The organism is Allochromatium tepidum, assembly GCF_018409545.1.
Lineage (GTDB): Bacteria > Pseudomonadota > Gammaproteobacteria > Chromatiales > Chromatiaceae > Thermochromatium > Thermochromatium tepidum_A.
This window is the reverse complement of record NZ_AP024563.1, coordinates 2,792,836-2,819,267: the sequence shown is the minus strand read 5'-3', so window position 1 is coordinate 2,819,267 and position 26,432 is coordinate 2,792,836. Positions and strand designations below refer to the sequence as shown.

The 26,432-nt window shown below is 66.3% G+C and carries 30 protein-coding genes and 1 pseudogene; 4 read left to right on the top strand and 27 right to left on the bottom strand.

What is annotated here, in order from left to right:
* Nucleotides 1-57 precede the first annotated feature (57 nt).
* The 4 genes from Atep_RS13570 to Atep_RS13555 are packed head-to-tail and all read right to left on the bottom strand — an operon-like array spanning nucleotide 58 to nucleotide 2,866.
* Complete coding sequence (locus tag Atep_RS13570; RefSeq protein ID WP_213379001.1) at nucleotides 58-783, bottom strand: phosphatase PAP2 family protein; 726 nt, start codon at nucleotides 781-783, stop codon at nucleotides 58-60.
* Nucleotides 784-789: 6 nt separating this feature from the next.
* On the bottom strand, nucleotides 790-1,629 hold the full coding sequence (locus Atep_RS13565) for a PAS domain S-box protein (RefSeq protein ID WP_213379000.1): 840 nt from the start codon (nucleotides 1,627-1,629) through the stop codon (nucleotides 790-792).
* Complete coding sequence (locus Atep_RS13560) at nucleotides 1,626-2,435, bottom strand: cache domain-containing protein (RefSeq protein WP_213378999.1); 810 nt, start codon at nucleotides 2,433-2,435, stop codon at nucleotides 1,626-1,628. Before Atep_RS13560 ends, Atep_RS13565 begins: the two co-directional genes overlap by 4 nt.
* A 23-nt stretch (nucleotides 2,436-2,458) precedes the next feature.
* Complete coding sequence (locus Atep_RS13555) at nucleotides 2,459-2,866, bottom strand: type 2 periplasmic-binding domain-containing protein (protein ID WP_236786225.1); 408 nt, start codon at nucleotides 2,864-2,866, stop codon at nucleotides 2,459-2,461.
* A gap of 172 nt (nucleotides 2,867-3,038) precedes the next feature.
* Here Atep_RS13555 and Atep_RS13550 point away from each other — a divergent pair, with 172 nt between their 5' ends.
* Nucleotides 3,039-4,553, top strand: a complete 1,515-nt coding sequence (locus tag Atep_RS13550; protein WP_213378998.1) for a hypothetical protein — start codon at nucleotides 3,039-3,041, stop codon at nucleotides 4,551-4,553.
* Nucleotides 4,554-4,639: 86 nt separating this feature from the next.
* Here Atep_RS13550 and lipB read toward each other — a convergent pair whose 3' ends face one another.
* From lipB to Atep_RS13500, 10 genes and pseudogenes are all read right to left on the bottom strand, one after another.
* Nucleotides 4,640-5,272, bottom strand: coding sequence for a lipoyl(octanoyl) transferase LipB (gene lipB, locus Atep_RS13545; RefSeq protein ID WP_213378997.1), 633 nt, complete (start codon nucleotides 5,270-5,272; stop codon nucleotides 4,640-4,642).
* On the bottom strand, nucleotides 5,269-5,538 hold the full coding sequence (locus Atep_RS13540) for a YbeD family protein (protein ID WP_213378996.1): 270 nt from the start codon (nucleotides 5,536-5,538) through the stop codon (nucleotides 5,269-5,271). Before Atep_RS13540 ends, lipB begins: the two co-directional genes overlap by 4 nt.
* Nucleotides 5,531-6,391 (bottom strand): D-amino acid aminotransferase, encoded by an 861-nt coding sequence (locus tag Atep_RS13535; RefSeq protein ID WP_236786223.1) that lies wholly within the window; start codon nucleotides 6,389-6,391, stop codon nucleotides 5,531-5,533. Before Atep_RS13535 ends, Atep_RS13540 begins: the two co-directional genes overlap by 8 nt.
* 13 nt (nucleotides 6,392-6,404) lie before the next feature.
* On the bottom strand, nucleotides 6,405-7,547 hold the full coding sequence (locus Atep_RS13530) for a D-alanyl-D-alanine carboxypeptidase family protein (RefSeq protein WP_213378995.1): 1,143 nt from the start codon (nucleotides 7,545-7,547) through the stop codon (nucleotides 6,405-6,407).
* A gap of 180 nt (nucleotides 7,548-7,727) precedes the next feature.
* Nucleotides 7,728-8,237: pseudogene (locus Atep_RS13525) on the bottom strand (septal ring lytic transglycosylase RlpA family protein); the annotation flags it as partial.
* Complete coding sequence (gene rodA, locus Atep_RS13520) at nucleotides 8,234-9,364, bottom strand: rod shape-determining protein RodA (protein ID WP_213378993.1); 1,131 nt, start codon at nucleotides 9,362-9,364, stop codon at nucleotides 8,234-8,236. The gene rodA and the pseudogene Atep_RS13525, both read right to left, overlap by 4 nt.
* Nucleotides 9,354-11,228 (bottom strand): penicillin-binding protein 2, encoded by a 1,875-nt coding sequence (gene mrdA / locus Atep_RS13515; protein ID WP_213378992.1) that lies wholly within the window; start codon nucleotides 11,226-11,228, stop codon nucleotides 9,354-9,356. Before mrdA ends, rodA begins: the two co-directional genes overlap by 11 nt.
* Before the next feature lie 5 nt (nucleotides 11,229-11,233).
* The gene (gene mreD / locus Atep_RS13510) at nucleotides 11,234-11,755 is read right to left on the bottom strand and encodes a rod shape-determining protein MreD (RefSeq protein WP_213378991.1); all 522 of its coding nucleotides are present in this window, start codon (nucleotides 11,753-11,755) and stop codon (nucleotides 11,234-11,236) included.
* Nucleotides 11,752-12,624 (bottom strand): rod shape-determining protein MreC, encoded by an 873-nt coding sequence (gene mreC / locus Atep_RS13505; protein WP_272876321.1) that lies wholly within the window; start codon nucleotides 12,622-12,624, stop codon nucleotides 11,752-11,754. The genes mreD and mreC overlap by 4 nt, the downstream gene beginning before the upstream one ends.
* A 101-nt stretch (nucleotides 12,625-12,725) precedes the next feature.
* Nucleotides 12,726-13,772: a rod shape-determining protein gene (locus tag Atep_RS13500; RefSeq protein WP_213378990.1), complete on the bottom strand. Its 1,047-nt coding sequence runs from the start codon at nucleotides 13,770-13,772 to the stop codon at nucleotides 12,726-12,728.
* Here Atep_RS13500 and Atep_RS13495 point away from each other — a divergent pair.
* Genes Atep_RS13495 through gatA form a run of 3 tightly spaced genes read left to right on the top strand, consistent with a single transcriptional unit; the run spans nucleotide 13,756 to nucleotide 15,755 of the window.
* Nucleotides 13,756-14,007 (top strand): hypothetical protein, encoded by a 252-nt coding sequence (locus Atep_RS13495; RefSeq protein ID WP_213378989.1) that lies wholly within the window; start codon nucleotides 13,756-13,758, stop codon nucleotides 14,005-14,007. The two genes, Atep_RS13500 and Atep_RS13495, sit on opposite strands and share 17 nt — an antisense overlap.
* A gap of 6 nt (nucleotides 14,008-14,013) precedes the next feature.
* Complete coding sequence (gene gatC, locus Atep_RS13490; RefSeq protein WP_213378988.1) at nucleotides 14,014-14,301, top strand: Asp-tRNA(Asn)/Glu-tRNA(Gln) amidotransferase subunit GatC; 288 nt, start codon at nucleotides 14,014-14,016, stop codon at nucleotides 14,299-14,301.
* Nucleotides 14,301-15,755, top strand: coding sequence for an Asp-tRNA(Asn)/Glu-tRNA(Gln) amidotransferase subunit GatA (gatA, locus tag Atep_RS13485; RefSeq protein WP_213378987.1), 1,455 nt, complete (start codon nucleotides 14,301-14,303; stop codon nucleotides 15,753-15,755). Before gatC ends, gatA begins: the two co-directional genes overlap by 1 nt.
* A 15-nt stretch (nucleotides 15,756-15,770) precedes the next feature.
* Here the strand turns inward: gatA and ptsP are convergent, their stop codons facing one another.
* The 13 genes from ptsP to Atep_RS13420 form a co-directional block, all read right to left on the bottom strand.
* Nucleotides 15,771-17,540 carry a phosphoenolpyruvate--protein phosphotransferase gene (ptsP, locus tag Atep_RS13480; RefSeq protein WP_213378986.1) on the bottom strand — a complete coding sequence of 590 codons (1,770 nt, stop codon included), beginning with the start codon at nucleotides 17,538-17,540 and terminating at the stop codon, nucleotides 15,771-15,773.
* Entirely contained in the window at nucleotides 17,537-17,806 is a 270-nt protein-coding gene (locus tag Atep_RS13475; protein WP_213378985.1) for an HPr family phosphocarrier protein, read from the bottom strand. The genes ptsP and Atep_RS13475 overlap by 4 nt, the downstream gene beginning before the upstream one ends.
* An 88-nt stretch (nucleotides 17,807-17,894) precedes the next feature.
* Nucleotides 17,895-18,284 carry a PTS sugar transporter subunit IIA gene (locus Atep_RS13470; protein ID WP_213378984.1) on the bottom strand — a complete coding sequence of 130 codons (390 nt, stop codon included), beginning with the start codon at nucleotides 18,282-18,284 and terminating at the stop codon, nucleotides 17,895-17,897.
* Nucleotides 18,281-19,138, bottom strand: a complete 858-nt coding sequence (gene rapZ, locus Atep_RS13465) for an RNase adapter RapZ (RefSeq protein ID WP_213378983.1) — start codon at nucleotides 19,136-19,138, stop codon at nucleotides 18,281-18,283. Before rapZ ends, Atep_RS13470 begins: the two co-directional genes overlap by 4 nt.
* Before the next feature lie 35 nt (nucleotides 19,139-19,173).
* Nucleotides 19,174-20,127: an HPr(Ser) kinase/phosphatase gene (gene hprK, locus Atep_RS13460; RefSeq protein ID WP_213378982.1), complete on the bottom strand. Its 954-nt coding sequence runs from the start codon at nucleotides 20,125-20,127 to the stop codon at nucleotides 19,174-19,176.
* A gap of 24 nt (nucleotides 20,128-20,151) precedes the next feature.
* Nucleotides 20,152-20,601, bottom strand: a complete 450-nt coding sequence (locus Atep_RS13455) for a PTS sugar transporter subunit IIA (protein ID WP_213378981.1) — start codon at nucleotides 20,599-20,601, stop codon at nucleotides 20,152-20,154.
* A 255-nt stretch (nucleotides 20,602-20,856) separates the two neighbouring features.
* Complete coding sequence (gene hpf, locus Atep_RS13450) at nucleotides 20,857-21,177, bottom strand: ribosome hibernation-promoting factor, HPF/YfiA family (protein ID WP_213378980.1); 321 nt, start codon at nucleotides 21,175-21,177, stop codon at nucleotides 20,857-20,859.
* 33 nt (nucleotides 21,178-21,210) lie between these two features.
* Nucleotides 21,211-22,701, bottom strand: coding sequence for an RNA polymerase factor sigma-54 (locus Atep_RS13445; RefSeq protein WP_213378979.1), 1,491 nt, complete (start codon nucleotides 22,699-22,701; stop codon nucleotides 21,211-21,213).
* 74 nt (nucleotides 22,702-22,775) lie between these two features.
* On the bottom strand, nucleotides 22,776-23,501 hold the full coding sequence (lptB, locus tag Atep_RS13440) for an LPS export ABC transporter ATP-binding protein (RefSeq protein WP_213378978.1): 726 nt from the start codon (nucleotides 23,499-23,501) through the stop codon (nucleotides 22,776-22,778).
* Nucleotides 23,498-23,998: a lipopolysaccharide transport periplasmic protein LptA gene (gene lptA, locus Atep_RS13435; RefSeq protein ID WP_213378977.1), complete on the bottom strand. Its 501-nt coding sequence runs from the start codon at nucleotides 23,996-23,998 to the stop codon at nucleotides 23,498-23,500. Before lptA ends, lptB begins: the two co-directional genes overlap by 4 nt.
* An 8-nt stretch (nucleotides 23,999-24,006) precedes the next feature.
* Nucleotides 24,007-24,627, bottom strand: coding sequence for an LPS export ABC transporter periplasmic protein LptC (lptC, locus tag Atep_RS13430; RefSeq protein WP_213378976.1), 621 nt, complete (start codon nucleotides 24,625-24,627; stop codon nucleotides 24,007-24,009).
* On the bottom strand, nucleotides 24,624-25,145 hold the full coding sequence (gene kdsC / locus Atep_RS13425) for a 3-deoxy-manno-octulosonate-8-phosphatase KdsC (RefSeq protein WP_213378975.1): 522 nt from the start codon (nucleotides 25,143-25,145) through the stop codon (nucleotides 24,624-24,626). Before kdsC ends, lptC begins: the two co-directional genes overlap by 4 nt.
* An 89-nt stretch (nucleotides 25,146-25,234) precedes the next feature.
* Nucleotides 25,235-26,254: a KpsF/GutQ family sugar-phosphate isomerase gene (locus Atep_RS13420; protein WP_213378974.1), complete on the bottom strand. Its 1,020-nt coding sequence runs from the start codon at nucleotides 26,252-26,254 to the stop codon at nucleotides 25,235-25,237.
* Nucleotides 26,255-26,432: the final 178 nt, after the last annotated feature.

Genomic DNA, 26,432 nt, shown 5'->3' with positions numbered 1-26,432 from the left:
TGCTCGACCGATCGGAATCGGCCGAATCCGGCACGGCTCCTGCGACCAGGACGCCGTCTACGAGGACGTGGTCTTCGAGTGAGTCCGGGCCGTCTCGGAGCGCGTTTCGGGTAAGAAGAGCCGGCCCAGCAGCCGATAGCCGATCCAAACCAGCAACAGTGACGTCAGCACGTCGCTCAAGAAATGCCCCCCCGAGACCAGACGCGCCACCCCGACCCCAAGCGCATAGACCAGCGCCAGCCACATCCAGGGCGATCCGCGTCCGGCCAGGGTCGCGGCCACCGCCACCACATAGGCCGCCGCCGCCGCATGTCCCGAGCTGAACGAACCGCCCTCCTGATCCGACAGGACGAAGGCCGGCGTGAAGTTCCTGTCACCGCCGAACTCCACCACAGTGACCGGCCGTGCGCGCCCCCAATGCTCCTTGAAGGTCAGATTGACGATCAGACCCGGCACCAGGACCAGCAGACAGAGCAGGAACGCCAGCTTGCGTCCGTCGAAGCCCAGCCGGCGTCGCCCCGTGCGCCGGTTGAACCACCAGAGCGCGATCAGCGCCGGATTCACCCCCAGCATCAGCACAGTCACAGATTCATGGAGCGCGCGCTCCCAGGGTACACCCTTGAGCGTGAATCCGGCTCCCGGCGTGTAGAAGAGTCGCGAGACCGCCAGATCCAGGCCCGGCCAGAGCACCATCAGCAGGGCGAAGACCGGAAAACCGATCCAGAGGGCTAGAGGAACGCCGAGCCAGTGCGAGCGTTTCAGACGTGACAGGAGCTTGGACATCGACGATCAGCCCGTTGTGGATTCCAGGGATGGCGGACAACGGACTTCGTCCGGCTGGATGGGGAGGCGCAGCGTGAAGCGGCTGCCCTGGTCGGGCGCGCTCTCCAGCTCCAGGGTACCGCCCATGGCCTCGGCCAGACGGCGCGCGATGGCCAGACCCAGCCCTGTCCCCCCATAGCGGCGCGTATGCGAGCCGTCGGCCTGGACGAAGGGCTCGAAGATGGTCGCGTGCAGCTCATGGCTCATGGTCGAGAGGAAGGTCGTCTTGGCGCGCGCGGCCGTCTCGGCGCGTTCCTTGGCGGCCAGGAGTTCGGCCTCGTGACGCTTGCGGTCGGTGATGTCCGAGGTGACGCCGACATAGTGCCGGAGTTCGCCCTGTTCGTCGTGCACGGCATCGATGGTCAGGATCGCGGTGTAGAGCTCGCCATCCCGACGGCGGTTGACGATCTCGCCGCGCCAGTGGCCCTGGGTGACGACCGCGTCCCAGAGATCGCGATAGAAGGTCTGGTCGTGCAGCCCGGAGGAGAGCAGGCGCGGATTGCGGCCCAGCGCCTCCGCGCCGCTGTAACCCGTCATGCGCTCGAAGGCCGGGTTGGTCGAGAGGATCTCGCCCGAGGGCGTGGTCAGCATGATGGCGTCGCTGCTGGCCTCGAAGACGCTGGAGGCCAGACGGCGCTGGCGTTCCAGCTCGGCGCGCTGCTGTTCGAGACGGCGGCGGCGCAACCAGAGCAGCAGGATGGCCACCGAGAGCGCCGCCAGGATCGGCACGACGATCATCGACAGCCGGCCCACCTCGCGGAGCCACTGTGCCTGGATGTAGCCTCGATCGAGATGGACGGCGATCACGGCCGGAAGCGGCTGGAGGCGCGATAGGCCGTCAGGACGTGCCGGCCGTCGGCCAGTGTCTGCGCCAGCTCGCCCAGCTCCACTCGCTCCAGGCGCGCGGGCACCTCACCGGCCTGATCGGTCCGACCGGGGATGTCCTCGGGGTCGGACGAGAGCAGCAGCAGACCGTCGTAGCGCAGGAGCTGGACCTGCCCCTCCCGGATCGGCAGCAATTGGCTGAAATGATTGACGAAATCGTCCGGATTGAGCGCGGCCAGCCACCAGTAGGTCTGTCCGGCGAGCACGAAACGACGCATGACCGGCACCAGGCTCGATGAGCGCGGCGGCGGCGGTTCGCCCAGACTCGGGGTCGCGTTCGCCAGATCCCGCCCCAGCCAGGGCTGGCCGATGCGTAGCTGTATGCCGGTCAGGCCGATATCCGGATAGAAGCCCCTCAAGTCGATCTCACGACCCAGGTTGCGCACATCCGAACTGGCGATCACCCGCCCGTCCGGCATCAGGATCGACAGCGAACGCAGAAAGGAGGAGGGACGCAGCAGACCGGTCAGATGCGTCGCGAGCGCCCGGTCGTCCATGAGATCCTCGCCCGGCGGCAGATTGCCCACGCTCAGGTCGATGACCTGGAGCGTCTTGGTCAGATAGTCCTCGAAGTGGCGCGCATGCATCCGCGCCGCTGCGAAACCGTCGGCGGTCGCCTTGTCGTGCAGACGCCAGAGCGTGATGCCGAAGGCGGCCAGCCAACCGCTCGCCAGCAGGGTCAGGGCGGCCAGGAGCAGGCCGCGTCGCTGTGCTTCGCCATGTGACATGAGGGGAGCGAGAGAGTGTTTACTCAGTGCACCACGATGGGTTCGAGACCGTGACGCCGCGCCGCCTCCTGGAGTCTGCCGTCGGACTTGATCTCGGTGATGAAGCGTTCGACGCGCGCATGGAAGGCGTCATCGCCCGGCGCCATGGCCCAGCCGTAGGGCGTGACGTGATAGCTCGCGCTCGGCGCGACGATCCGCTCCCAGTCGCGCCGGTCGATGCCCGGCGCCGTCATCCAGGTGTAGCCGGTGTTCTGATCGGACTGGGTGGGCGAGACGAGACGCGCCCAGTCGTGGTTGTCGAGCATGCGTCGGCTGTACGGATAGTCGGTCATGAAGACATCGGCCCGTCCCGACTGCACCTCGCCGGCCATGACCAGGCCGTGCGCGACGATCAGCAGTGCGCCGACGAACAGTCTGAGTGCGTTTGACATGATGACCCGATCCTCTGAGCGGTCTTGGTGTGAGTTTGCATTACGGCATATCGAGTCGCCATTCTCAAGCCGACCGCGCCAAAGCCGGAGGCGATCCGGGGTGGATTCGCGCTCCGGCTTGGCCTAGCCTAGGACACCCCCTGGTATCCAACATCGAGGAAGGTTCGGTCCCATGCGTATCCGGTTCGGCGCGCTCGCGCTACTCGTCTCGTTCGATCTGCCGGCCGCGATTCCGGCCACACCCGTGATGACGGTCTACAAGTTCAACGGTCCCATGGACGTCCCCTATTACGACGCCGACCGCTTCGCCGGCGCCGGCACCGCCGCCGGGCGCGCCGGGACACTGGTACAGGGCACCTCGCTCATCCCCTGTCTGATGATCCGCAACGGCCAGCCGCTGACCGACACTTCAGGCACGCCCTATGTCGGCTTCGAGGTCGTGGTCGATCCGCGCTCGGCGACTCCGGCTTCCAACGAAGTCTTCAAGCGTGCCGTGGCCGAGCGCAAGGAACTCAGGGTACGCAATCATCATTGCCCGGCGAGCGTGCGCAACGTCATCGATGTGCGTGAGCTCTATGCCCTGGAGAAGGCGCCCTTCTTCGATCCGCCGCGCTCGGGCGGGCGCAGCGGTTCGGCGGGCGGTGTCAGCGAACTCGACCGCATCGTGCGCGCCTTCCACGACTCCAGCGAGTGCGCCTCGGTCAACGCGCGTCTGACGCGCCGCCGTCAGGCCCTGGAGCGCGCCTGGGACGACTTCAGCGCCCGGCGCTCGGATCTCGGCTCGCCGACCACGCTGGCGCGCGCCAAGCATCTGGATTACGCGATGCGCACCGCGCTCTACGAGGGCCATCTGGGACGCGGCTGCAACGCCTATGGCGCCTGCGAGCGCAACATCGTGGTGCTCTCGATCCGCAATCGCGCCGTGGGCCAGTGCCAGCGCGGGCAGGGGTGTGGGTTCCCCGGTGACTTCAAGGGCGTCTCCTCCGCGCCCTCGCAGTACAACATCTGGGACGAGTATCTGACCCAGATCTCGGGTCTGACCTCCTGCTATCTGCGCCCGGATCTGGCCGACCGCGACAATTACGCCAAGCTCCAGGCCATGTATGCCCAGACCGCGCCGGATGCCGAGCGCATCCTCTATGGCGACGACTCGGATCTGCGCGCCGTCTTCCCCGGCAACAGCCTGACCGACATCACTACCATGCGCCATTACTATCACGCCCCGGCCATGGGACAGTGCTTCCCCAATCACGACCGAGTCGAGTACATGACCGGCGCCGTGGCGCGCAAGGACGGCGACTTCGCGCTCATCGCCAATACCCGCATCGAGGTCGGCGCCAAGTCCGGCTCGGGCTATGCCTTCAAGGAATTCCTGGTCACTCAGGAGCCGGATCGCGACGTCATCCGTATCGAGAACAACTATCCCGGCTTCCTGGTCGATGCGCGCAAGGTCTCGCTGAAGCGGCCCGATTCCTGTCCGGCCTACGGCATCCCGAGCGGCTGTCGCTCGGCCGGGACCGGGCGCTATCGCCGGGTGCCGAGTTGGCTCAGCGCAGGTACGCCGGTCGAGCTCAACTGCCGGATCAACGATCGCGGCGAGACCTGTCGAGGGGCGGGCACGATGCGCTCGGTGAGCGTCGGCGGGGTCTGCGACAAGGAGATGCGTCCGGTGGCGCGGGTGCCCTGATGGCCGCGAGCTGTTCGAGCACCACGGGCACCTCGAGGGGCCGGATCTGCTCGACCGGATCGAGGACGAATGCTGCTGAGCCGGCTTCAGTCCGATCGATTCAGGTGTCGCGCCAGGATCTCGGCCAGTGCGCGGCGCGTCTCGTCGAGCGTGATCCCAGGGACGTGATCGACGAGCCGGGTGACGGCCAGTCCGGCATAACCGCAGGGATTGATGCGACCGAAGGGTTCCAGATCCAGGTCGACGTTGAGCGCCAGACCGTGATAGCTGCACCCGTTGCGCACGCGCAGACCGAGCGAGGCGATCTTGGCATCGGCGACATAGACGCCGGGTGCGTTGGCGCGCCGCTCAGCCACGATGCCATACCCTGCCAGCAGATCGATGACGGACTGTTCCAACCGCTCCACCAGCCGCTTGATGCCGATCCCGGAACGTCGCAGATCGAGCAGCGGATAGGCGACGAGCTGACCCGGACCATGATAGGTCACTTGCCCGCCGCGATCGGTCCGGATCACCGGAATATCCCCAGGGGCGAGCAGATGCTCGGGACGTCCGGCCTGACCGAGCGTGAAGACCGGCGGATGTTCGAGCAGCCAGAGTTCGTCCGGCGTATCCGCCTCGCGCGCGTCCGTGAAGGCGCGCATCGCCGCCCAGGTCGCCGCATAGTCCTGGAGTCCGTCCGGATATCGGATGCGCAGCGGCTGGAGCGGCGCGTTCACAGCGCCCAGGCCACCAGCTCGTGCGCGCTGAGTTCCCGATAGATGGCGTCGAGCTGGGGCTTGCTGTGGGCCTCGAAGGTCAGGGTGACGGCGATCCAGTTGCCGCCCCGGCTCTCGCGCACCGAGATCGCCGTCTCGTCGACGCCCTCGGCATGACGGCTGACGATCTCGACCACGACCGCTTCCAGGCCGCGCCCGGCCGGTCCCATGGCCTTGACCGCGAAGCGGCAGGGAAAGGTCATCAGGGTTTCTGTTTGATCAGACATGGCCTGCTCGCACCCGTGCCTTGTAGTCCTGATAGATCGCATCCATCCGGCGCCAGAGCGGCCCCGGACGTCCGTCGCCCACCCGCTCGCCGTCGAGCCGTGTGACCGGCAGCACCTCGCGCGTCGAGCTGCTGAGCCAGATCTCGTCGGCCGCGCGCAGGGTGTCGAGCGCGACGGGTCGTTCCTGGTACTCGATGCCGTGCTCGCGCGCCAGAGTCAGGGCCAGCTCGCGCGTGATGCCCGAGAGCAGCCACCGGCTCTTGGGCGGTGTCATGAGCGCCCCATCGGCAACGACGAAGACATTGGAGACCGCGCCCTCCGTCACCCAGCCGTCGCGGTGCATGATGGTCTCCAGCGCGTCGGCGTCGGCGGCCTCACGGCGCATCAGAACTGCGGCGGCCAGCGAGATCGACTTGATCTCGCCGCGCAGCCAGCGGATGTCTGGACGGGTGATGCAGGCAACGCCCTGCTCGGCGATGGCGGGTGCGCGCGGCTTGATCGGCCGGGCGAAGGCGAGCACGGTCGGCTCTATGCCCTCGGGACAGAGATGATCGCGCTCCGGCGCCACGCCGCGCGTCACCTGGAGATAGACGTACTGATCGGGTACCGGTGGCGTGCCGATCAGCCGCCGCAAGAGTGCGCGCCAGTCCTCGCGCCCGAGTGGGGTCTGGATACGCAGGGCCGCGAGGCTCGCGTCCAGCCGGTCGAGATGCGGCTCCAGCCCCAGGAAACGGCCGCCATAGCTCGGGATGACCTCGTAGACGCCGTCGCCGAACAGAAAGCCGCGATCCATGACCGAGACGCACGCCTCGGCGGGCGGTACGAAGGCCCCGTTGAGATAGAGTTCGTTCACGTTCGACCGCCCATCAGAACATCCGCAACACGCTGTCCTTGGCCTGACGCCAGAGACCGCCCTTGGGCAGATCCTGGAGCGCGACGAGCGGAATGCGCGTGATCTCTTCCTCGCCCATCGAGACCACCACGTCGCCGAGCCGCTCCCCCTGAGCGATGGGGGCATTCAGCTCGGAGGTCTTCTCGATCCGGGCGCTGAGCTTGTCGTACTGACCGCGCGGGACGGTGGCGACCACGTCACGCTCCGGACCCGCCGGCAGTGTCTCCTGTTCGCCGAACCAGACGCGCAGATTCTGGATCGGTTGACCGACGGGATAGAGCTTGTGGCTCTCGTAGGTGCGGAAGCCGTAGTTGAGCAGGGCCAGACTGGCCTCGGCACGCGCCTTGGGGCTGGGTGAACCCATCACGACCGAGATCAGACGCATGTCGTCGCGCTTGGCCGATCCGACCAGACAGTAACCGGCCGCCTTGGTGTAGCCGGTCTTGATGCCGTCGGCCGTGGGGTCGCGTCTGAGCAGCGGGTTGCGATTCTGCTGGGTGATGCCGTTGTAGGTGAACTCCAGGTTGGAGTACCAGGCATAGTATTCCGGAAACTCGCGGATCAGGGCCACGGCGACCCGCGCTATGTCGCGCGCGGTCGTATAGAGCTCGGGGTCCGGCAGGCCATTGGGGTTGGTGAAATGGCTGTTGGTCATGCCGAGCCGCTTGGCGTGGGCGTTCATGAGATTGGCGAAGGACTCGACGTTGCCCGAGACGTATTCGGCCAGGGCCACGCTGGCATCGTTGCCCGACTGGATGATCATACCCTTGAGCAGATCCTCCAGGCTGACCTGCTTGCCGACCTCGATGAACATCTTGGAGCCGCCGGTGCGCCAGGCCCGCTCGCTGACCAGCACCTGATCGGTGAGTTTGATGCGCTCGGAGGCCAGTTCGCGGAACACCGTGTAGGCGGTCATGATCTTGGTCAGACTCGCCGGCTCGAGCCGCTCGTCGGCGTTGAGTTCGGCCAGGGTCTTGCCCGTATGGAAGTCGACGAGCAGATAGCCCTTGGCGTCCAGCTCGGGTGGGGCGGGCGTCGTCGGCTGGGCGCCGACGGGCAGGCCAAGGGTGAGCAGCAGCAGGAACCACGGGAGCAGGCGCTTGATGGCTGAATTCATGGGAGATCCGGGGACGCGGAGGTCGCGAGATAGAGATTGTGGCACATTTTACCCTTCAAATCGCAAAAATGGCACAGTGTTTCAGTTTTGTAGCGAAGCCGAAGCGCGGGTCGGGCGGCCGGTGTCGCTCTCGGCCTCGGAGTGGTCAGCCAGGAAAGGCAGGAAGCTCCAGAAACGGCGTCTGGGATCGATCGCCTGGACTTCCACTCGCGCCGTGCCCTGGCGCTTCATTCCGAGCTTGACGGCGGCCGTGTAGGAGAGATCGATGACGCGACCGTCGTGAAAGGGACCGCGATCATTGATCCGCACCACGACACGGCGACCGTTTTCGAGATTGGTGACGCGCGCATAGGTCGGCAACGGCAGCGTCTTGTGTGCCGCGCTCATGGCGTACATGTCATAGGTCTCGCCCGAGCTGGTCTTGCGCCCGTGGAAGGGACGGCCATACCAGGAGGCCAGTCCGCGCTCGACATGGCCGTGCGCGGACTTCTTGGTGTAATAGCGCCGACCGAAGACCACATAGGACTCTGGATTGCCCGACTTGGCCAACGGCTCGACCTTGGGCACGGCATCCGGGATGCGGGCGATGGCCTCATCGTCGAGTTCGCCGCGACTGGCGCAGCCGGTCAGTGCGAGCAGCAGGATGACGATGAGTGGTGGGAGGGTGGTGTCACGCATGATCCGACTCATTTCCTGGCACGGTGGGTCTCGATCGACATCAGTATCCCGAAACCGGCCATGAGTGTCACCATCGAGGTGCCGCCATAGCTGATCAGGGGCAGGGGCACGCCGACCACGGGCAACAGTCCGCTGACCATGCCGGTGTTGACGAACAGATAGACGAAGAACACCAGCGTCAGGCCGCCGGCGAGCAGGCGCTCGTAGTTGTCCTGGGCGCGCGCGGCGATCATGAGTCCGCGCCCGATGATGAACAGATAGAGCGCCATCAGCGCCAGAATGCCGGTGAAGCCGAACTCCTCGCCGATCACGGCGAAGATGAAATCCGTGTGGCGCTCGGGCAGGAACTCCAGGTGCGACTGGGTGCCGTTGAGCCAGCCCTTGCCCGAGAGGCCGCCCGAGCCGATGGCGATCTGCGACTGGATGATGTGATAGCCGCTGCCCAGCGGGTCGGACTGCGGATCGAGCAGGGTCATGACGCGGGTGCGCTGATAGTCGTGCATGTGCATCCAGACCAGCGGCGCCACGGCGGCGGCCAGAGCCGCCAGCCCGATGATCATCCGCCAGCTCAGCCCGGCGATGAAGAGCACCATGACGCCCGCGCTCAGGACCAGCAGCGAGGTGCCCAGGTCCGGTTGCTTGGCGATCAGTGCGACCGGGATCAGGATCAGAACGGCCGCCAGCAGGACCCCCGGCAGACGCGGCGGCAGCGGACGCAGCGCCAGCACCCAGGCCACGGTCATGGGCACGGCGAGCTTGAGCAGCTCCGAGGGCTGGAAGCGCACCACGCCGAAATCGAGCCAGCGTTGCGCACCCTTGCTGATGTCGCCGATCAGGAGCACGGCCACCAGCATCAGCATACCCAGCCCATAGAGCCCCAGCGACCAGCGCTTGAACTGGTTGGGGTGCGCTTGGGCGATGGCCAGCATGATGCCGAAGGCGATGCCCAGACGCAGGAGCTGGCGCTCGACCATCACCAGCTCGCGTTCACCGGCGCTGTAGAGCACCACCAGGCCGAAGCCGCAGAGCGCCAGCAGTCCGGTCATGAGCGGCGCATCGATATGCAGCCGGCGCAGCCGGCCGCCCTCGGGCGCGTCGACCTCCCAGTTCGCCCGTGAGGACAGCGGATCAGTCGCCATCCGGCGTCTCCCTCGATTCGTCCGGCAGCGGCGTGCCGCCGAGATAGGCATCGATGACCCGGCGTGCGATCGGCGCGGCGGTCCCGCTACCCGAACCGCCGTTCTCCACCATCACCGCCACGGCGATACGTGGATCCTCGACCGGTGCGAAGGCGACGAAGAGCGCGTGATCGCGCAGACGCTCCGAGATCTTGGAGGCGTCGTAGCGCTCCTTCTGGCCGATGGTGAAGACCTGCGAGGTGCCGGTCTTGCCGGCGATCCGGTAGTCGTTGGAGTGGATGCGCTTGGCCGTTCCGCGCTGGCTCTCCACGACCTTGGCCATGTCCTCGATGACGATGTCCCAATCGCCCGGATTGGTGATCCGGATCTGGCGGGCGACCGTGGGGAAGACCGTCGCTACGTCGGCCCCCGGCACACGTCGCGCATAGGCCAGTCGCGGCTGGATGAAGTGCCCCTTGTTGGCCAGGGCGGCGGTGGCCGCCGCCAGTTGCATGGGCGTGGCCAGGAAATAACCCTGACCGATGCCCATGATGAGCGTCTCGCCCGGATACCAGGGCTGTTTACGTGCTCGCTCCTTCCATTCGCGCGACGGCAGGAGTCCGGGCAGCTCGCCCGAGACATCGACGCCGGTTCGCGAACCGAAACCGAATTCCGAGAGGAAGGCGTGCAGCTTGTCGACGCCCATCTGATTGGCCAGCCAGTAGAAATAGACATCGCAGGATTGCACGATGGCCTGCTCCAGATCGACCGTGCCGTGTCCGCCGCGCCGCCAGCAGCGGAAGCGGTGCTTCTGGCCCGGCAGCGAGAAGTAACCCGGACAAAAGGTCGTCTTGCGCGGCGTGACGAAACCCAGCGACAGACCGCCGAGTCCGATGAAAGGCTTGACCGTGGAGCCGGGCGGATACTGACCGCGAATGGCGCGGTTGTAGAGCGGTTTGTCGGGCGAATGGAGTAGGGCGTCGTAATTGCTCTGGCTGATCCCCTCGACGAAGAGGTTGGGGTCGAAGCTCGGTGTGCTCACCATGGCCAGCACGCCGCCGCTGCGCGGATCGATGGCCACGATCGAGCCGCGATTCTCGCCGAGCGCCTCGGTGGCCGCCCGTTGCAGCGCGATGTCGAGATAGAGATAGAGATCCTGACCCGGTGCCGGCGGCGTGCTCTCGAGCGTGCGCAGGATGCGTCCGCGCGCATTGACCTCGACCTGCTGATAGCCGACCTTGCCGTGCAGCACGTCCTCGTGGGCCAGTTCCACGCCGCCCTTGCCGATGAAGTTGGTGCCGGCATAGTTGCCCTTGTCGATGCGTGCCAGTTCCTTTTCGTTGATGCGTCCGACATAGCCGAGCACATGGGCCGTGAGTTCGCCTTTGGGATAGGTGCGGATCAGCTCGGCATGGACCTCGACGCCGGGGAAACGATAACCGTCGACGGCAAAGCGGGCTACTTCTTCGGACGTCAGGTTCAAGCGGATGGGGACCGGCTGAAAACGCATGCGCTGGCGTTTGAGACGCTCGAAACGCGACAGGTCGCCATCCTCGATCGGTATCAGCTTTTTGAGTTCGTCGATGGTGGCCTTCAGATCCCCGACCTTCTCGATCGTGATCACCAGCGAGAAGGACGGATGATTCTCGGCGAGCACCACGCCCTTGGTATCGAAGATCAGCCCGCGGTTGGGCGGTACCGGCTGGATCTTGACCCGGTTCTCGGTCGACAGCACCGTGAAGTGGTCGTGAAGCTCCAGTTGCAGATGGTGCAGGCGCGCCAGAACCAGCCCCAGCCCCAGGATCACGAACAGGGCCGAGACGATGACGCGCGTTCGGACCAGGCGCTGTTCGCGCCGGCGATCCTCCAGACTGCTCTTGAGCATGTCGTTCAACTCATCCCCAGGCGACGTTCGAAGGGCACCAGCAGCCAGGCCATGATCGGCCAGAAGGCCAGACCGACCAGCGCCGAGATCCAGTAGGTCAGGGCCGGCATCGTCTGGCCGGTCGCGGCGATGATCCAGAGCGTCAGCAGTCGCTCGGTCAGCAGGATCAGGGCCACGAAGAAGGTCTGCTGCCACTGTGGAAAGATGCGGATGCGCGGGCGCAGCACGAGCGCCAGATAGGCCGTGACCGAGAGCGCCAGCGCGTGCTGTCCGAGCAGGGCGCCGGTGAGCACGTCGAGCATCAGACCGACGACGAAGGCCGTCAGGATGCCGACCCGGCGCGGCGCGGCGAAGCACCAGAAGAGGACGGCGAGCACGGTCCAGGGCGGGCGGTAGTCCCAGGGCCAATCCGGCATCGGCAGGATGGTCAGATACAGCGCCAGCGTGAAGGTGAGCGCGACCGGCCAGAAGGGTTGGCGCGGCCTGTAGGACGGCTTCTTGACGGAGCGCTTCTTGACGGTCTTCATTGAGTCACGTCCCTGGGCTTGAGGGCCTCGGCGGTCAGGGCCTGCAAGCGCGATGTCTCGCTCAGGTTCCAGACCAGCAGCACCTCGCGGCTACGGTCGAGCCGTGCCGTGGGCTGGGCGATGACCGTGGTGAAGGGATTATCCGGATCCTGGCGCACGATCTTGACGCGCGCCACCGGATAGCCGGACGGAAAACGCCCGTCCATGCCCGATGTCACCAGCAGGTCGCCGACCTGGATGTCGGCGTTCTTGGGGATGTAGAGCAGCTCCAGGTCATGATTCGGCCCGGTGCCGGCGGCGATGGTGCGCAGCCCGTTGCGGTTGACCTCGACCGGCAGGGCATGATCGGAGTCCGTGATCAGGAGCACCACCGAGGAGAAGGGATTGGCGCGGATGACCTGCCCCATCACGGCATTGGCGTCGAGCACCGGCTGACCGACGAAGACCCCGGCGTTGGTACCCTTGTTGAGCATCACCTGCTGACGATAGGGTGCCAGTTCGACGGCCATGATCTCGGCGATCAGCACCCGCTCGCCGACGTCGAGCGAGGAGCCGAGCAGGTCGCGCAGACGCGCATTCTCGGCCTCCATGGCCTCGAACTTCTGGAGTCGTGCCTTGAGCAGCAGGTTCTCGCGGTGCAGCTCGCTGTTCTCGTCGCGCAGCACGTCCTGTCCGGCGAGCCGCTCGCGCGCCTCGCGGAAGAGTTGACTGGGGCGATCGGCGGCCAGTTGCAGCGGATAGGTCACGAGCGAGAGCGCCGTGCGCAGCAGCTCCAGTTGCTGCTGACGGTGATCGGCCACGAGCAACCCGAGCGCCATCACCACGGCGAGAACGACGCGGAGATTGGGTGATGGGCCTGGTTTGAACAGGGGTTTGATGGCGGCAGTACCTCAGCTTTCAGCCTCCAGCGGACGGCTTCCAGCCGGAGGGATCTTCCGGTTGAACGCTGGTCGCTGAAAGCCGAGTCGTGTCATTCGGTCGCGAACAAGACGCTCTCCTGGGTGTCGAGCATTTCCAGTACGATGCCGCCGCCACGGGCGACGCAGGTCAGCGGATCCTCGGCCACGATCACCGGCAGTCCGGTCTCCTCCTCGATCAGTCGGTCGAAACCGCGCAGCAAGGAGCCGCCGCCGGTCAGCACGATGCCGCGCTCGGCGACATCGGCGCCCAGCTCGGGAGGGGTCTTCTCCAGGGCCATCTTGACGGCCTGCACCACCATCGACAGGGGTTCCTGGAGGGCTTCGAGGATCTCGTTGCTGTTGAGCGTGAAACTGCGCGGCACGCCCTCGGCCAGACTGCGGCCCTTGACGTCGATCTCCAGCACCTCGTTGCCGGGGAAGGCCGAGCCGATGCTGTGCTTGATGCGCTCGGCGGTGGCCTCGCCGATCTGGGTACCGTAGTTGCGGCGCACATAGTTGACGATGGCGTCGTCGAAGGTGTCGCCCCCGACCCGCACCGACTCGGCATAGACGATGCCGCTCAGCGAGATCACCGCCACCTCGGCCGTGCCGCCGCCGATGTCGATGACCATGCAGCCGCGCGGCTCGTGCACGGACAGACCGGCGCCGATGGCCGCCGAGATCGGTTCCTCGATCAGATAGACCTCGCGCGCGCCGGCACCGGCGGCGGACTCCTTGATGGCACGGCGCTCGACCTGGGTCGAGCCGCAGGGCACGCAGATGAGCACGCGCGGGCTGGGACGCAGGAAGCTGGTCTCGTGCACCTTGCGGATGAAGTACTGGAGCATCTTTTCGGTGACCGTGAAGTCGGCGATGACGCCATCCTTCATCGGCCGGATCGCGGTGACGTTCTGCGGCGTGCGACCGAGCATCTGCTTGGCCTCCTCGCCGACCGCCACCACCGTCTTGGTACCCCCCTGGCGCTCGTGCCGGATGGCCACGACCGAGGGCTCGTTGAGCACAATGCCGCGGCCTCGGGCATAGATCAGCGTATTGGCGGTCCCCAGATCGATCGACAAATCGTTGGAGAACATTCCGCGAATGTTTCTGAAGAACATCGGTAAAGATACCTTCCGGGTGGTAGAACGCCAGGTGGGTGAGGCGTCGCAGAAGATGAGTGGCTTGGATCTCGGTTCCGAAACGGGATCCCTGGATGATTGGGGCGCTAATCTAACAATGCGGGCCTGGATCGGCAAGGCGCCGGACTCTCCGGACGGACGGAGACCCGACGCCGAGGCATCCGCCCGAACGATCATTTGTGCTATTTTCGTCCATTTTACCGTCAACGGCTGATTCAACATGTCACTGGATTCTTCAGACATCGACAAGATCGCCCATCTGGCCCGGCTCGCCATCGCCCCCGAGCAGCGCGCGCGCTATGCCACGGATCTCAGCAACATCCTCGACCTGGTCGCCCAGATGGACGCGGTCGACACCTCGGGCGTCGAGCCCATGGCCCATCCGCTGCACATGGCCCAGCGTCTGCGCCCGGACGTCCCTACCGAACTCAACCAGCGTGAACGCTTCCAGTCCATCGCCCCCCTGACCGAGGGCGGACTCTATCTGGTTCCGAAGGTCATCGACTGATGCAGAACAAATCGATCGCTCAAATGGCCGCCGATCTGCGGCTGCGGACCTATTCCAGCGTCGAGTTGACGCAGCATTATCTGGAACGCATCGCGCGGCTCGACCCGGCGCTGAATTCGTTCATCACTGTGGCGGCCGAATCGGCGCTCGCGGCGGCCGAGCGTGCCGACCGGACGCTCAGATCGGGCGAGGCCGGGCCGCTGACCGGCATCCCGATCGCCCACAAGGACATCTTCTGCACCCTGGGACTCAGGACCAGCTGCGGTTCGCGGATGCTCGACAGCTTCGTCGCGCCCTATGACGCGACCATCGTCGAGCGGCTGGCGGCCGCCGGTGCCGTGGTGCTCGGCAAGACCAACATGGACGAGTTCGCCATGGGGTCGAGCAACGAGACGAGCTGGTATGGTCCGGTCAGGAATCCCTGGGACGAGACCCGTGTGCCGGGCGGTTCCTCGGGCGGCTCGGCGGCGGCTGTGGCCGCACGACTGTGCGCGGCGGCCACGGCGAGCGACACCGGCGGTTCGATCCGACAGCCGGCGGCACTGTGCGGCATCACCGGCATCAAGCCGACCTATGGACGCTGCTCGCGCTGGGGCATGATCGCCTTCGCCTCCTCACTCGATCAGGCCGGCGTCATGGCGCGCTCGGCGGCGGACGCGGCCTTCATCCTCGATGAGATGGCCGGTTTCGACGAGCGCGACTCGACCAGTGCCGACGTCGAGGTTCCGGACTATGTCGACGCACTCGACGACGATCTGCATGGCCTGCGCATCGGTCTGCCGAAGGAATACTTCGGGGCCGGACTGGATCCGCGCATCGGCGATGCCGTCATGGCGGCGATCAAGGAGTACGAGTCGCTCGGTGCCGAGATCGTCGAGATCAGTCTGCCCAACAGCCCGCTCTCGGTGCCTGTCTACTATGTGGTCGCGCCTGCCGAGTGCTCGTCGAACCTGGCGCGCTTCGACGGGGTGCGTTACGGCCATCGCTGCGACAATCCGAAAGACCTGCAAGACCTCTATGAGCGCAGTCGTGCCGAGGGCTTCGGCCCCGAGGTCCAGCGTCGCATCATGATCGGCACCTATGTGCTCTCGGCCGGCTATTACGACGCCTACTATCTCAAGGCGCAGAAGATCCGCCGGCTGATCGCGGACGACTTCAAGCGCGCCTTCGAACAGGTCGACGTCATCATGGGGCCGACCAGCCCGACCACGGCCTTCGCGCTCGGATCCAAGCTGGACGATCCGGTGTCCATGTATCTCAACGACATCTACACCATCGCCGCCAATCTCGCCGGACTGCCGGGGATATCGATCCCGGTCGAACCCGTCGAGGGTCTGCCGGTCGGCTTGCAGATCATCGGCAATTATTTCGAGGAGGCCCGTCTGCTCAATGTCGCGCACCGCTATCAGCATCTGACGCACTGGCATCAGGCCGCACCGGCCGGATTCGAGTGAGCGGGACGGCTTGGGCTACCCCTTGACCACTGGGGTCGAGAGGGAACCGGCGTTCAGGGCGGCGAGCAGATGGACGGGGTCGTGCTCGTCGAGCTGGGCGAGGAACCGGGTGACCTGATGCTCCAGCTCGCCGACATCGGACTCCAGCAGGATCTCCTTGATGTCGAGCAGGGCGCCGGGCTGCATGCTGAACTCGCGCAGCCCCATCCCGAGCAGGAGACGGGTGAAGCGCGGATCGCCCGCCATCTCGCCGCACATCCCGACCGGGACGTCGAGTGCGTGCCCGGCCTCGATGGTGAGCCGGATCAGGCGCAGGATGGCCGGATGGACCGGGTCGAAGAGATCGTTGACCGCGTCGTCGAGACGGTCGATGGCCAGGGTGTACTGGATCAGATCATTGGTTCCGATCGACAGGAAATCCATCCGGCGCGCGATGGCGCGCGCGGTGAGCGCGGCGGCCGGCACCTCGATCATGGCGCCGACCGGCATGGCGTCGTCATAGGCCAATCCGTCGCGGTCGAGCTGACGCTTGAGTTCGGCGATGATGGCCAGGGCGCGGTCGAGTTCGTGGACGCTGGTGACGAGCGGCAGCATCAGCCGTACCGGACCGAGCGCCGAGGCGCGCAGGATGGCCCGCACCTGGGGCCGGAAGAGTTCGGGTTCCTTCAGACAGAGCCGGATGGCGCGCAGTCCGAGCGCGGGATTGCTGACGTTCGAGCCGGGCCGGGCCAGGGCCTCGCTGTGCTTGTCGACCCCGAGGTCAAGCGTGCGGATGGTGATGGGCCGACCGTCGAGTGCGGCCAGCATGGCGCTGTAGTCGGCCAAGTGTTCCTCTTCGTCCGGCAGGTCGGTGCGGTTCATGTAGAGGAACTCGGTGCGATAGAGTCCGACTCCGTGCGCCCCATTGGCCTTGGCCAGCTCGACGTCCTCGGCCAGCTCCAGATTGGCCTGGAGCCGGATCTCCACACCGTCGCGCGTGCGGGTCGGGCGGTCGACGAGCGCGCGCAGACGACCCTGACGCGCCCGGATCTCGCGCAGTCGCCGGCGGTAGTCGTCGACGATTCGTGCGTCGGCGTTGGCGATGACCGTGCCGCCGGCGCTGTCGACGATCAGCAGCTCCCCGGCGCGCAGATAGCGGCTGATGTCGTGCAGCCCCATGACCGCCGGCACGCCGAGACTGCGCGCCAGGATCGCGGTATGCGACATGGGGCCGCCGTACTCGGTCACGAAGGCCACGGCGCCGCGATGATGCAGCAGGATGGCATCGGCGGGCATCAGGTCGCGCGCGACCACGACATAGCCGTCCAGATCCCGCGGCGCGAGCGCCGGTTCACTCGGCTCGCCGCGCAGGAAGATCTGGATCTGACGCACCACGTGCTCGATGTCGTCGCGGCGCGTGCGCAGATAGGGATCGTCCATGCGGTCGAAGACCGCGATCAGGGTATCGCGCTGGCGTTGCAGCGCCCATTCGGCGGTGCACAGCTGCTCGGCCACGATATGGCGCACGCCGTCGATGAGCGCCGTGTCCTCCAGCATCAGCAGATGGGTGTCGATGAACTCGACGATCTCGATCGGCGTGTCCGGCGGGATCTGAGCATGCACCCGCTTGAGTGCGCCGCGCGCAGCCTCGACCGCCAGATCGAAGCGGGCGATCTCGTCCTGGATCTCGTCGGCACCGATCGGTGCGTGGGTCACGCCCCCCTGTCCACGGATGTCGACGAAGGCCGGACCCAGTGCGATCGAGTTCGGGGTGCCGATCCCGATGCCCTGGAAGGCGAGGGTCACTCTGGTTCTCCGAAGCGGTCCAGTATGAGTTGCTCGATGGCCGCCATGGCCTCCTGTTCGTCCGCGCCCGCGGCCTCGACAGCGATCGTGGTGCCCTGGCTCGCGGCCAGCATCATGACGCCCATGATGCTCTTGCCGTTGACGCTCTGGCCACGGCGCTCGACCCTGACCTCGCTCTCGAAGCGATTGGCGCACTGCACCAGTTTGGCGGCCGCCCGCGCGTGCAGACCGAGTTTGTTGCGGATCTCGAGTTCTTGGCGAATCATCCGGTGTGATCCTTCTGAGTAAGAGTAGTACCTGAATCGCATTTGGAGGCGTTCGAATGGGCCTGAGGGCCTTAGGATCGCGCGCGCCTCAGTCGCCGCCGCGCACGCCGTCGCGACCGCCGCTGAGGGCCTTCTCGGCCAGACCCTCGAGGTCGAGCGCGGCGTAATTCAGGGTTCGCAGCAGCATCGGCAGGTTCAGGCCGCTGACCACGCGCACCTGGGCGCGCGAGTCGGCGAATGCGCGCGCGACATTGGCCGGGGTGGCGCCATAGAGATCGGTCAGCACCAGCACGCCCTCGCCCTGATCGATGGTCGCGGCCAGATGCCGGCAACGGGTGAGGATCTCATCGGGCGGGGTGTCGTTGACGACCTCGCAGCAGGCGACCCCGGCCGGCGCCCGGCCCAGGATCTCGCCGGCGATGCGCAGCAGATCCCTCCCGAGCGAGCGATGGGTGACGAGCAGGATGCCGACGCTCACGCCAGTTCCCGATGACGGACGATGACCTTGTGGCCGAGCGACTCCAGACGCTCACCGAGCCGTTCGGTCATGTAGACCGAGCGATGCTGACCGCCGGTGCAGCCGATGGCGATGGTCAGATAACTGCGTCCGTCGGTCTCGAAACGCGGGATCCAGCGCTCGAAGAAGGCGAGGATGTCGGCGCGCATGTTCAGCACCTCGGGGCTGGACTCCAGGAAGCGCGCGACCTCCGGATCCAGCCCGGTGAGCATCCGCAGTTCGGTCTCCCAGTGCGGATTGGGCAGACAGCGCACGTCGAGCACGAAATCGACGTCGGGCGGCACGCCATGCTTGAAACCGAAGGACTTGAGCAGGATCGAGATCCGGGGCGACTCCCCGCCCAGCAGCCAGCCGCGCACCTGGTCGCGCAGTTCATGCACATTGGTCTGGGTGGTGTCGATCACCAGATCGGCGCGCTTGCGCACCGGCTCCAGGAACTCCTGTTCGAGCTGGATGGCCTCGCGCAGCGAGCGGTCGCTGTGGGTGAGCGGATGGCGGCGCCGGGTCTCGCTGTAGCGCCGGATCAGGATCTCCAGTTGGGTCTCCAGGAACAGCACGCGACAGTCGATCCCGCGCTCGCGCGCCGCGCTCGCCAGATCGGGCAGCCGGCGCAAGGCCTCGGGATTGCCGCGCGCGTCGATGCCGACCGCCGTCTTGCCGAAGGCCTCGTCGAGCGTCTCGTGCAACCCGAGCACCAGATCCTGGAGCAGGAAGAAGGGCAGGTTGTCGATGCAGTAGAAACCCATGTCCTCCAGCGTGTGGAGCGCGATGCTCTTGCCGGAGCCGGACAGACCGCTGAGGATGATCAGTTGCATGGGAGGTACCTCCTGTCGAGCGATCGGGTTCGGGATCAGTCTCTGGCGACGGGGGGATCGGGCCGATCCAGACGGATGGCGCGCGCCTGGCGGTCGATGAAGTCCACGCCTGCGTCATAGCCGCGGATGCGCAGGATCTGGTGCCTGACGGCGGCCTCCACCAGGATCGCCAGATTGCGGCCGGGCGCCACCGGCATGATGATCTTGGGGATGGCCACGCCCAGCACGTTCATGGCCGACAGACTGCCTGTGAGCCGGTCGATGCATTCGAGTTCGGGCTGGGCCAGCGGCTGGAGATCGACGACGAGATTGAGCGTCTTGTCGCGCAGAACGGCTCCCTCGCCGAACATGGCGCGGATGTTGAGGATTCCAAGTCCGCGCACTTCCAGGAAGTCCCTGAGCGTCTCCGGGCAGCTCCCCTCGATCACCTCGGGCGCGATGCGGGCGAAACGCGGTGCATCGTCGGCGATCAGCCGGTGGCCGCGCGTGATGAGATCGAGCGCCAGCTCACTCTTGCCGACGGCCGGTGCGCCGATCAGCAGTACCCCCATGCCCAGCACCTCGATGAAGACGCCGTGGATGGTCTTGCGCTCGGCCAGGGCCTGGGTGAGGAAGTAGCGCAGATGGTTGATGAGCTCCTGGTCGCCGAGCGTGGAGCCGAGCAACGGCGTCCGGGTGGCGCCGGCGCGTTCCAGCAGATCCGCGTTCGGGGTGATGGCGTCGCTCAGGATGATGGCCGCCGGCTGGTCGGCGAACAGCTTGTCGAGCGTCTCGTCGCGGGCGGTGCGCCCGAGTGCCGCCAGATAGGCCTGTTCGGGCGGACCGACGACCTGGAGCCGATTGGGATGGATGAGATTGAGCGAGCCGATGAGCGACTGCCCAGGATCCGCCCCGCGCAACGGGCGAGGGGCCTGGGGTTCCGGGGTCAGCCAGCGCAGCTTGAGCTGGGCGCCGGTCTGGACGACGACGCTCTGGAGGCTGTCGATCATGTGAATCGACCGGGCTGCATGGGCCTAGTAGGCGTTCAGGACGCGCAGGATCTCGGCGCACGAGCCGGATTCTCGCAGTCGGGCACGCATGTTCGGATCGCTGAACAGGCTGGCCAGGTGCGCGAGCAGCCGCAGATGCTCCTCGTTGGCCGCCTCGGGCACGAGCAGCGCGAAGGCCAGGTCGACCGGCTCGCCGTCGGCCGCGTCGTAATCGACACCCTTGACGGTCTGCACGAAGGCGCCGACCACCTCGCCGACGTCCTTCATGCGTGCGTGGGGCAGGGCGATGCCGTGGCCGAGTCCGGTACTGCCCAGACGCTCGCGTTCGAGCAGATGCTCGAAGACGGTCTCGGGCTGGAGTCGGGGATGGTCGCCGGCGAGCAGCTCGGCCAGCGTCTCGAGCAGCCGCTTCTTGCTGGCGATCTCGAGGCCGCATCCGATACGGGCTTCGTTGATCAGGTCAGGGCCTAACATGGCTCCAACTCCTGCTAACCGCCGGCGCGCCCGCAGGCGGCCAGGGGGTGATGGCTGATCCAACCAGGATGCCGCCGGCATTCGATGCTGGTCATGGATTGGGGTACCTCGGGCGGACGGGCGCGGCCGGCGTCCGTCGCCGTCTCGATAGAAAGACACCTCGAACGCCGGCGGGGGGCCGGCCTCCGAGGTGTGACGGGCGTTCCATCCATCACCTCGGAAGACACGGCTTCCAAGGGCGTGGAGTGGCCGGGTTCATTCGGCTTCGGCCACCTTGACGGCTCCGCCGCGATGGCTGCTCTTCTTCTCCTTGTAGCGGATGATCTGACGATCGAGCTTGTCGATCAGGCCGTCGATGGCCGCATACATGTCCTCGTGCACGGAGTCGGCGAAGACCTTGCCGCCGTTGACATGGAGCGTGGCTTCGGCCTTCTGCTCGAGCTTCTCGACGCTCAGGACGACATGGGCGTTGATGACGTGGTCGAAGTGGCGTGCCAGACGCTCGAATTTGCTGTCGACATAGGACTTCAGCGCATCGGTGACGTCGATGTGATGACCCGTCAGATTGATTTGCATCATTGGACTCCTTACTAAGGTTCAAACGGCCTGTCAAGCCAGGCGTTTGCGCTCACTCGAGGCTGGGATACCCATGGCCTCGCGGTATTTGGCGACTGTTCGGCGCGCGACGTCGATGCCCTGATTCGCCAGTTCCTCGGCGATCTTGTTGTCGCTGAGTGGCTTGCGCGGGGATTCTCCCGCGATCAGCTTGCGGATCAGGGCGCGGATCGCCGTCGACGAGCATTCGCCGCCGGAAGTGGTGTTGACGTGGGACGAGAAGAAATATTTGAGTTCGAAGGTGCCTCGTGGTGTATGCATGTATTTCTGCGTCGTCACCCGCGAGATGGTCGATTCGTGCAGTTCCAGAGCCTCGGCGATGTCGCGCAGCACCATGGGGCGCATCCCCTCGTCGCCGTATTCGAGGAAGTCCTGCTGCATCTCGACGATCTTGGCCCCCACGCGCAGCAAGGTGTCGTTGCGGCTCGCCAGGCTCTTGATGAACCAGCGCGCCTCCTGTAAGTGGCTCTTGAGCGTCTGGCCGTCGGCGCTCTGGTCGGCACGCCGCACCAGGCGCGCGTAGTCGGCATTGACTCTGAGTCTGGGGGTAATGTCCGGGTTCAATTCGACCTGCCAGCGGCCCTCGTTCTTGCGCACGAAGATGTCGGGGACAACGTACTCCGAGGGCGTCTCCTGGATCAAGCGGCCCGGCTTCGGGTTGAGTCCGCGGATGAGATCGAGCGCGCGGGTCAGCTCGCGCTCGGACGCCTTGAGCAGGCGGGCGAGGGCGGCGACGTCGCCGCGCGGCAGATGCTCGAATCCGGTCTCGCACACGGCGATGGCCAGATCGCGCCAGGGCGTTTCGCGCGGCAGTTGGCGCAATTGGATCAGCAGGCACTCGCGCGGATCGCGCGCGCCGACGCCGGCCGGCTCGAGCGACTGGACGCGATGGATCTGGGTCTCGACCTCATCGGCGCCGATCGTCGGATCGTCGATGGTGGCCACCAGCTCCTCGACGTCGGCGCGCAGATAGCCGTCGGCATCGATGGCGTCGATCACGGCCTGGGCGATCATGAAGTCGCGCTCGCTCAGGCGGCTGAGGTTCAGTTGCCAGGTCAGATGATCCCAGAGCGTCTGCGGACGCGAGCGGTGCAGCAGCGGGTCGTAGTCGGCGTCGTCACTCGAACCCTGCGCCGTCGGCGGCAGATAGCCGTCGAAGACGTCGGCCCATTGAGTGTCGACCGGCAGCTCCTCCGGCATCTCGTTGGACTCGGCGCGTACCTCGCGCTCCAGGGGCGATTCGGACTCGGACTCGCTGGAACGGAAGCCGTCGTCGTCGAGCCGGGGCAGGCGCGCGTCCTCCAGCACCCCGGCGTCGAGCCGCTCGGATTCCTCGCCTTCCTCCAGCATCAGATTGCTTTCGAGCGCCTCCCGGATCTCGTGCTGCAACTCGAGCGTCGACAATTGCAGCAGTTTGATCGCCTGCTGCAACTGGGGCGTCATGGTGAGTTGCTGACTGAGTCGAAGCTGAATGGATGGCTTCATCGATCGAGTGGGCGTCCGGCTGTAGTCCGTCTGATGGGATTCGGCAATGAGGGTGGCTGTGATTTGAGTCTAGTCTACATGGAAAAATCGGCACCCAGATAGACATCACGCACGCGCTGGTTGGCCAGCAGCTCTGAAGGCTCACCGGCGGCGATCACGCTGCCGCTGCCGATGATGTAGCCGCGGTCGCAGATGGCGAGCGTCTCGCGCACATTGTGGTCGGTGATGAGCACGCCGATGGAGCGGTCGCGCAGATGGGTGACGATCGACTTGATGTCGCCGACCGCGATCGGGTCGACGCCGGCGAAGGGTTCGTCGAGCAGCATCACCGTGGGTTCGACCGCCAGGGCGCGTGCGATCTCCAGCCGCCGGCGTTCACCGCCCGAGAGACTGAGCGCGAGCGAGTCGGCGACATGGGCGATGCCCAGATCCTCCAGCAGACGCTCGCCGCGCTCCTCGCGCTCGGAGCGCTTGAGGTCGCGCCGCGTCTCCAGGATGGCCAGGATGTTCTCGCGTGCGCTCAGTTTGCGGAAGATCGAGGGTTCCTGGGCCAGATAGCTCAGTCCGGCGCGCGCCCGGGCGTGCATGGGCAGGCGGGTGAGGTCGCGCCCGTCGAGCAGGATGCGGCCCTGGTCGGCGTGGATCAGACCGACGATCAGATAGAAGCAGGTCGTCTTGCCGGCGCCGTTGGGACCGAGCAGGCCCACGACCTCGCCCGGCTCGACCCGGACGCTGACGTCCTGGAGCACCTGGCGGCTGCCGTAGCGCTTCATCAGGTGTTCGGCACGCAGACCGCTCATGACTCGTCCGGGGTGATGGTGATCTTGACCCGGCCCGCGCCGCCGGCCCGGAAACGCGCCTTGGCCCGGTCGTAGAGGATGCGTTCGCCCGTGAGCCGATCCTCGCCCTGGATCAGAAGGCCCTCGCCGATCAGCACCAGCTCGTCCTTGTCGGCGTCGAATTCCATGCGCTTGGCGAAGGCCCGGACCTCGCCCTGGTCGTCGTCGAGCAACTGCTTGTAGCTGGCCGGTTGGCCGAGCGCAATGATCAGACGCGGCTGACGGTCGGCACGATGGTAGACGGTCACATGGTCGGCGCGTAGCTGCATGCTGCCCTGATCGACCTGGACGTTGCCGACATAGATGCTGGTATTGTCTGACTCGCGCACCTCGACCTCGTCGGCCTCGATGTAGATCGGCTGCTTGGCGTCCTCTTCGAGTGCCCGGACAGGTGTGATCAGACCGAGGCCGAGCAGGAGGCCGAGGATCGGCGACCACTTGGAGAAACTGTAGAACATGGGACGCCTCATGGTGTCGGCCGGCGTTCGGGTTCGGATTCGGGTGAGAGCCGGATGCGGGCGCGGCCGTGGAAGCTGGTGCGCGAGGCGTCCTCCAGATACCAGAGCTTCATCCCGTTGGCGGTGATCGAGTCACCATCGCTGTCGATGCGCACCGGCAGATCGGTCTCGGCCAGTCCGGTCCGGCGCCAGATGTCCATGGCCTCGGTTTGCAGGTGGATCGGGCGGTTGGCGGCGTCGGCCTCGCGGTCGAAGCGAACGGCGCCGGTCAGACGCACCTGATCGCCGCCGGCCTGGATCTGGCCCAGGCGCGCCTGAGCGAACCAAGGCGGCCCGTCGGGGCGATAGAGCACCAGGCGCGGCTCATCGAGTTCGGAGAGATCCTCGTCGGCATAGTGGCGCAGCCGCTCGGCACTCAGACGTCGGCTCGGTTGACCACCGGCATCGGTCTCCAGGGCCGAGAGTCCCTGGACGATATAGTCGGGTCGGCGCTCGCGTGGTGCGCGGACGCCATCGTCCTCGGGCAGGGAGCGAAGCTGCCACCAGGCGCCGAGTCCCAGGAGCACGAAGCCGATCCCGAGCAGCCACTGGCGGCGTGCTCCATGCTGACGCTCGGCGAAGTGGGTCATGTGTAGGAGGCCAGCAGGGGTTCGAGCCGGCCCTGGGCGTCGAGGATGAATTCGCAGACCTCGCGTGCCGCGCCGCGTCCGCCGGGCACCGTGGTGCGCCAGTGGGCCAGATCGCGCACCCTGGGATCGGCGTCGGCGACTGCGATCGCCAGCCCGACCCGGCGCATCACCGGCAGATCGATGACGTCGTCGCCGACATAGGCGATCTGCTCATCGGTGAGTCCATGGCGCTGTTTGAGCTGTTCGTAGGCCGGGAGCTTGTGACGATAGCCCTGGAAGATGTCCGAGACACCCAGGCTCTCCATGCGCATCTGGACCACGTTCGAGGTACGCCCCGTGATGACGGCCAGTCGGATGCCGCTCTCCTGGAGCAAGACCATGCCGTGACCGTCGCGCGAATTGAACGCCTTGTACTCCTGGCCATCGTCACCGAGAAAGAGACTGCCGTCGGTGAGCACGCCATCGACGTCGAAGATGACCAGCCGGATGCGTGAGGCGCGTTCTCGAAGCTCTGTCATGTCGTGATAATCGCGTCCAGGGTTGAGATGCGTGCCTTGTAGCCTTTTCGCTTCATGTGGTCAATACGATCAAGGCGGCGGGCGGCGGCTCAGACGACCCCGGCGCGCAGCAGGTCGTGCATGTTGAGCGCCCCGATCAGGCGTCCTCGCGCGTCGACGACCAACAGGCCGTTGATGGCGCGCGACTCCATGAGCCGCACCGCCTCGACGGCCAGCGCGCCCGACTGGATGGTGGCGCATTGGCGCGTCATGACCGTATCGATCGCTGTGTGATGGACGTCGATGCCGCGATCGAGCGCGCGGCGCAGGTCGCCGTCGGTGAAGACGCCGGCCAGGGTGCCGTCCGGGTTCACCACGGCGCTCATGCCCAGCCCCTTGCGTGAGATCTCTTCCAGCGTATCGAGCAGCGAGGTGCCGAGTGCCACCCAGGGCAGGCGCTCGCCCCGGTGCATCACGTCGTCGACGTGCAGCAGCAGGCGTCTTCCGAGACGGCCGGCCGGATGCGAGCGGGCGAAGTCCTCGGCGGTGAAGCCGCGGCTTTCGAGCAGCGCGATGGCCAGGGCATCGCCCATCGCCAGGGCCGCCGTGGTGCTGGAGGTCGGCGCCAGGCCGAGCGGACAGGCCTCCGTGGCGACGCTGATGTCGAGATGGACATCGGCCTCGCGCGCCAGCGTGGACTCGCGCCGTCCGGTCATGACGACCAGGGGCACGCCGAGCCGCTTGATGATGGGCAGGATGGTCAGCAGTTCATCGGTCTCGCCCGAGTTGGAGATGGCCAGCACCACGTCACGCGGGGTGATCATGCCCAGATCGCCGTGGCTGGCCTCGCCGGGATGGACGAAGAAGGCCGGACTGCCGGTGCTGGCCAGGGTGGCGGCGATCTTGCCGCCGATGTGGCCGGATTTGCCCATGCCGAGCACCACGATGCGCCCGTCGCAGGCGAGCATGTGGGCGCAGGCGACGACGAAGGCGTCGTCGATCCGTTCGGCGAGTGCCGCCACGGCCTTGGCCTCGGTCTCGATCACGGCACGCCCGAGGCGCTTGATCTGATCGGCTTGCTCGGGTGAGAGCACAGCCGGCGGTGTACCGAGTCGTCGTCGTTCAGTCATGGCGAGCTGTATCCGGCCGGGTTCGATGGGATTGGGGCTAGGGTGCGAGCATCGATCACACGTCCTTGAGCGGGCCAGGATCGATGACAGGGGCAAGATTAACAGGATTGGCGGCGATATCGGCAAATCCTGCAAGGCGTTGACCTCAGGCGGCCGGCCGGTCGACACGGCCGAAAGG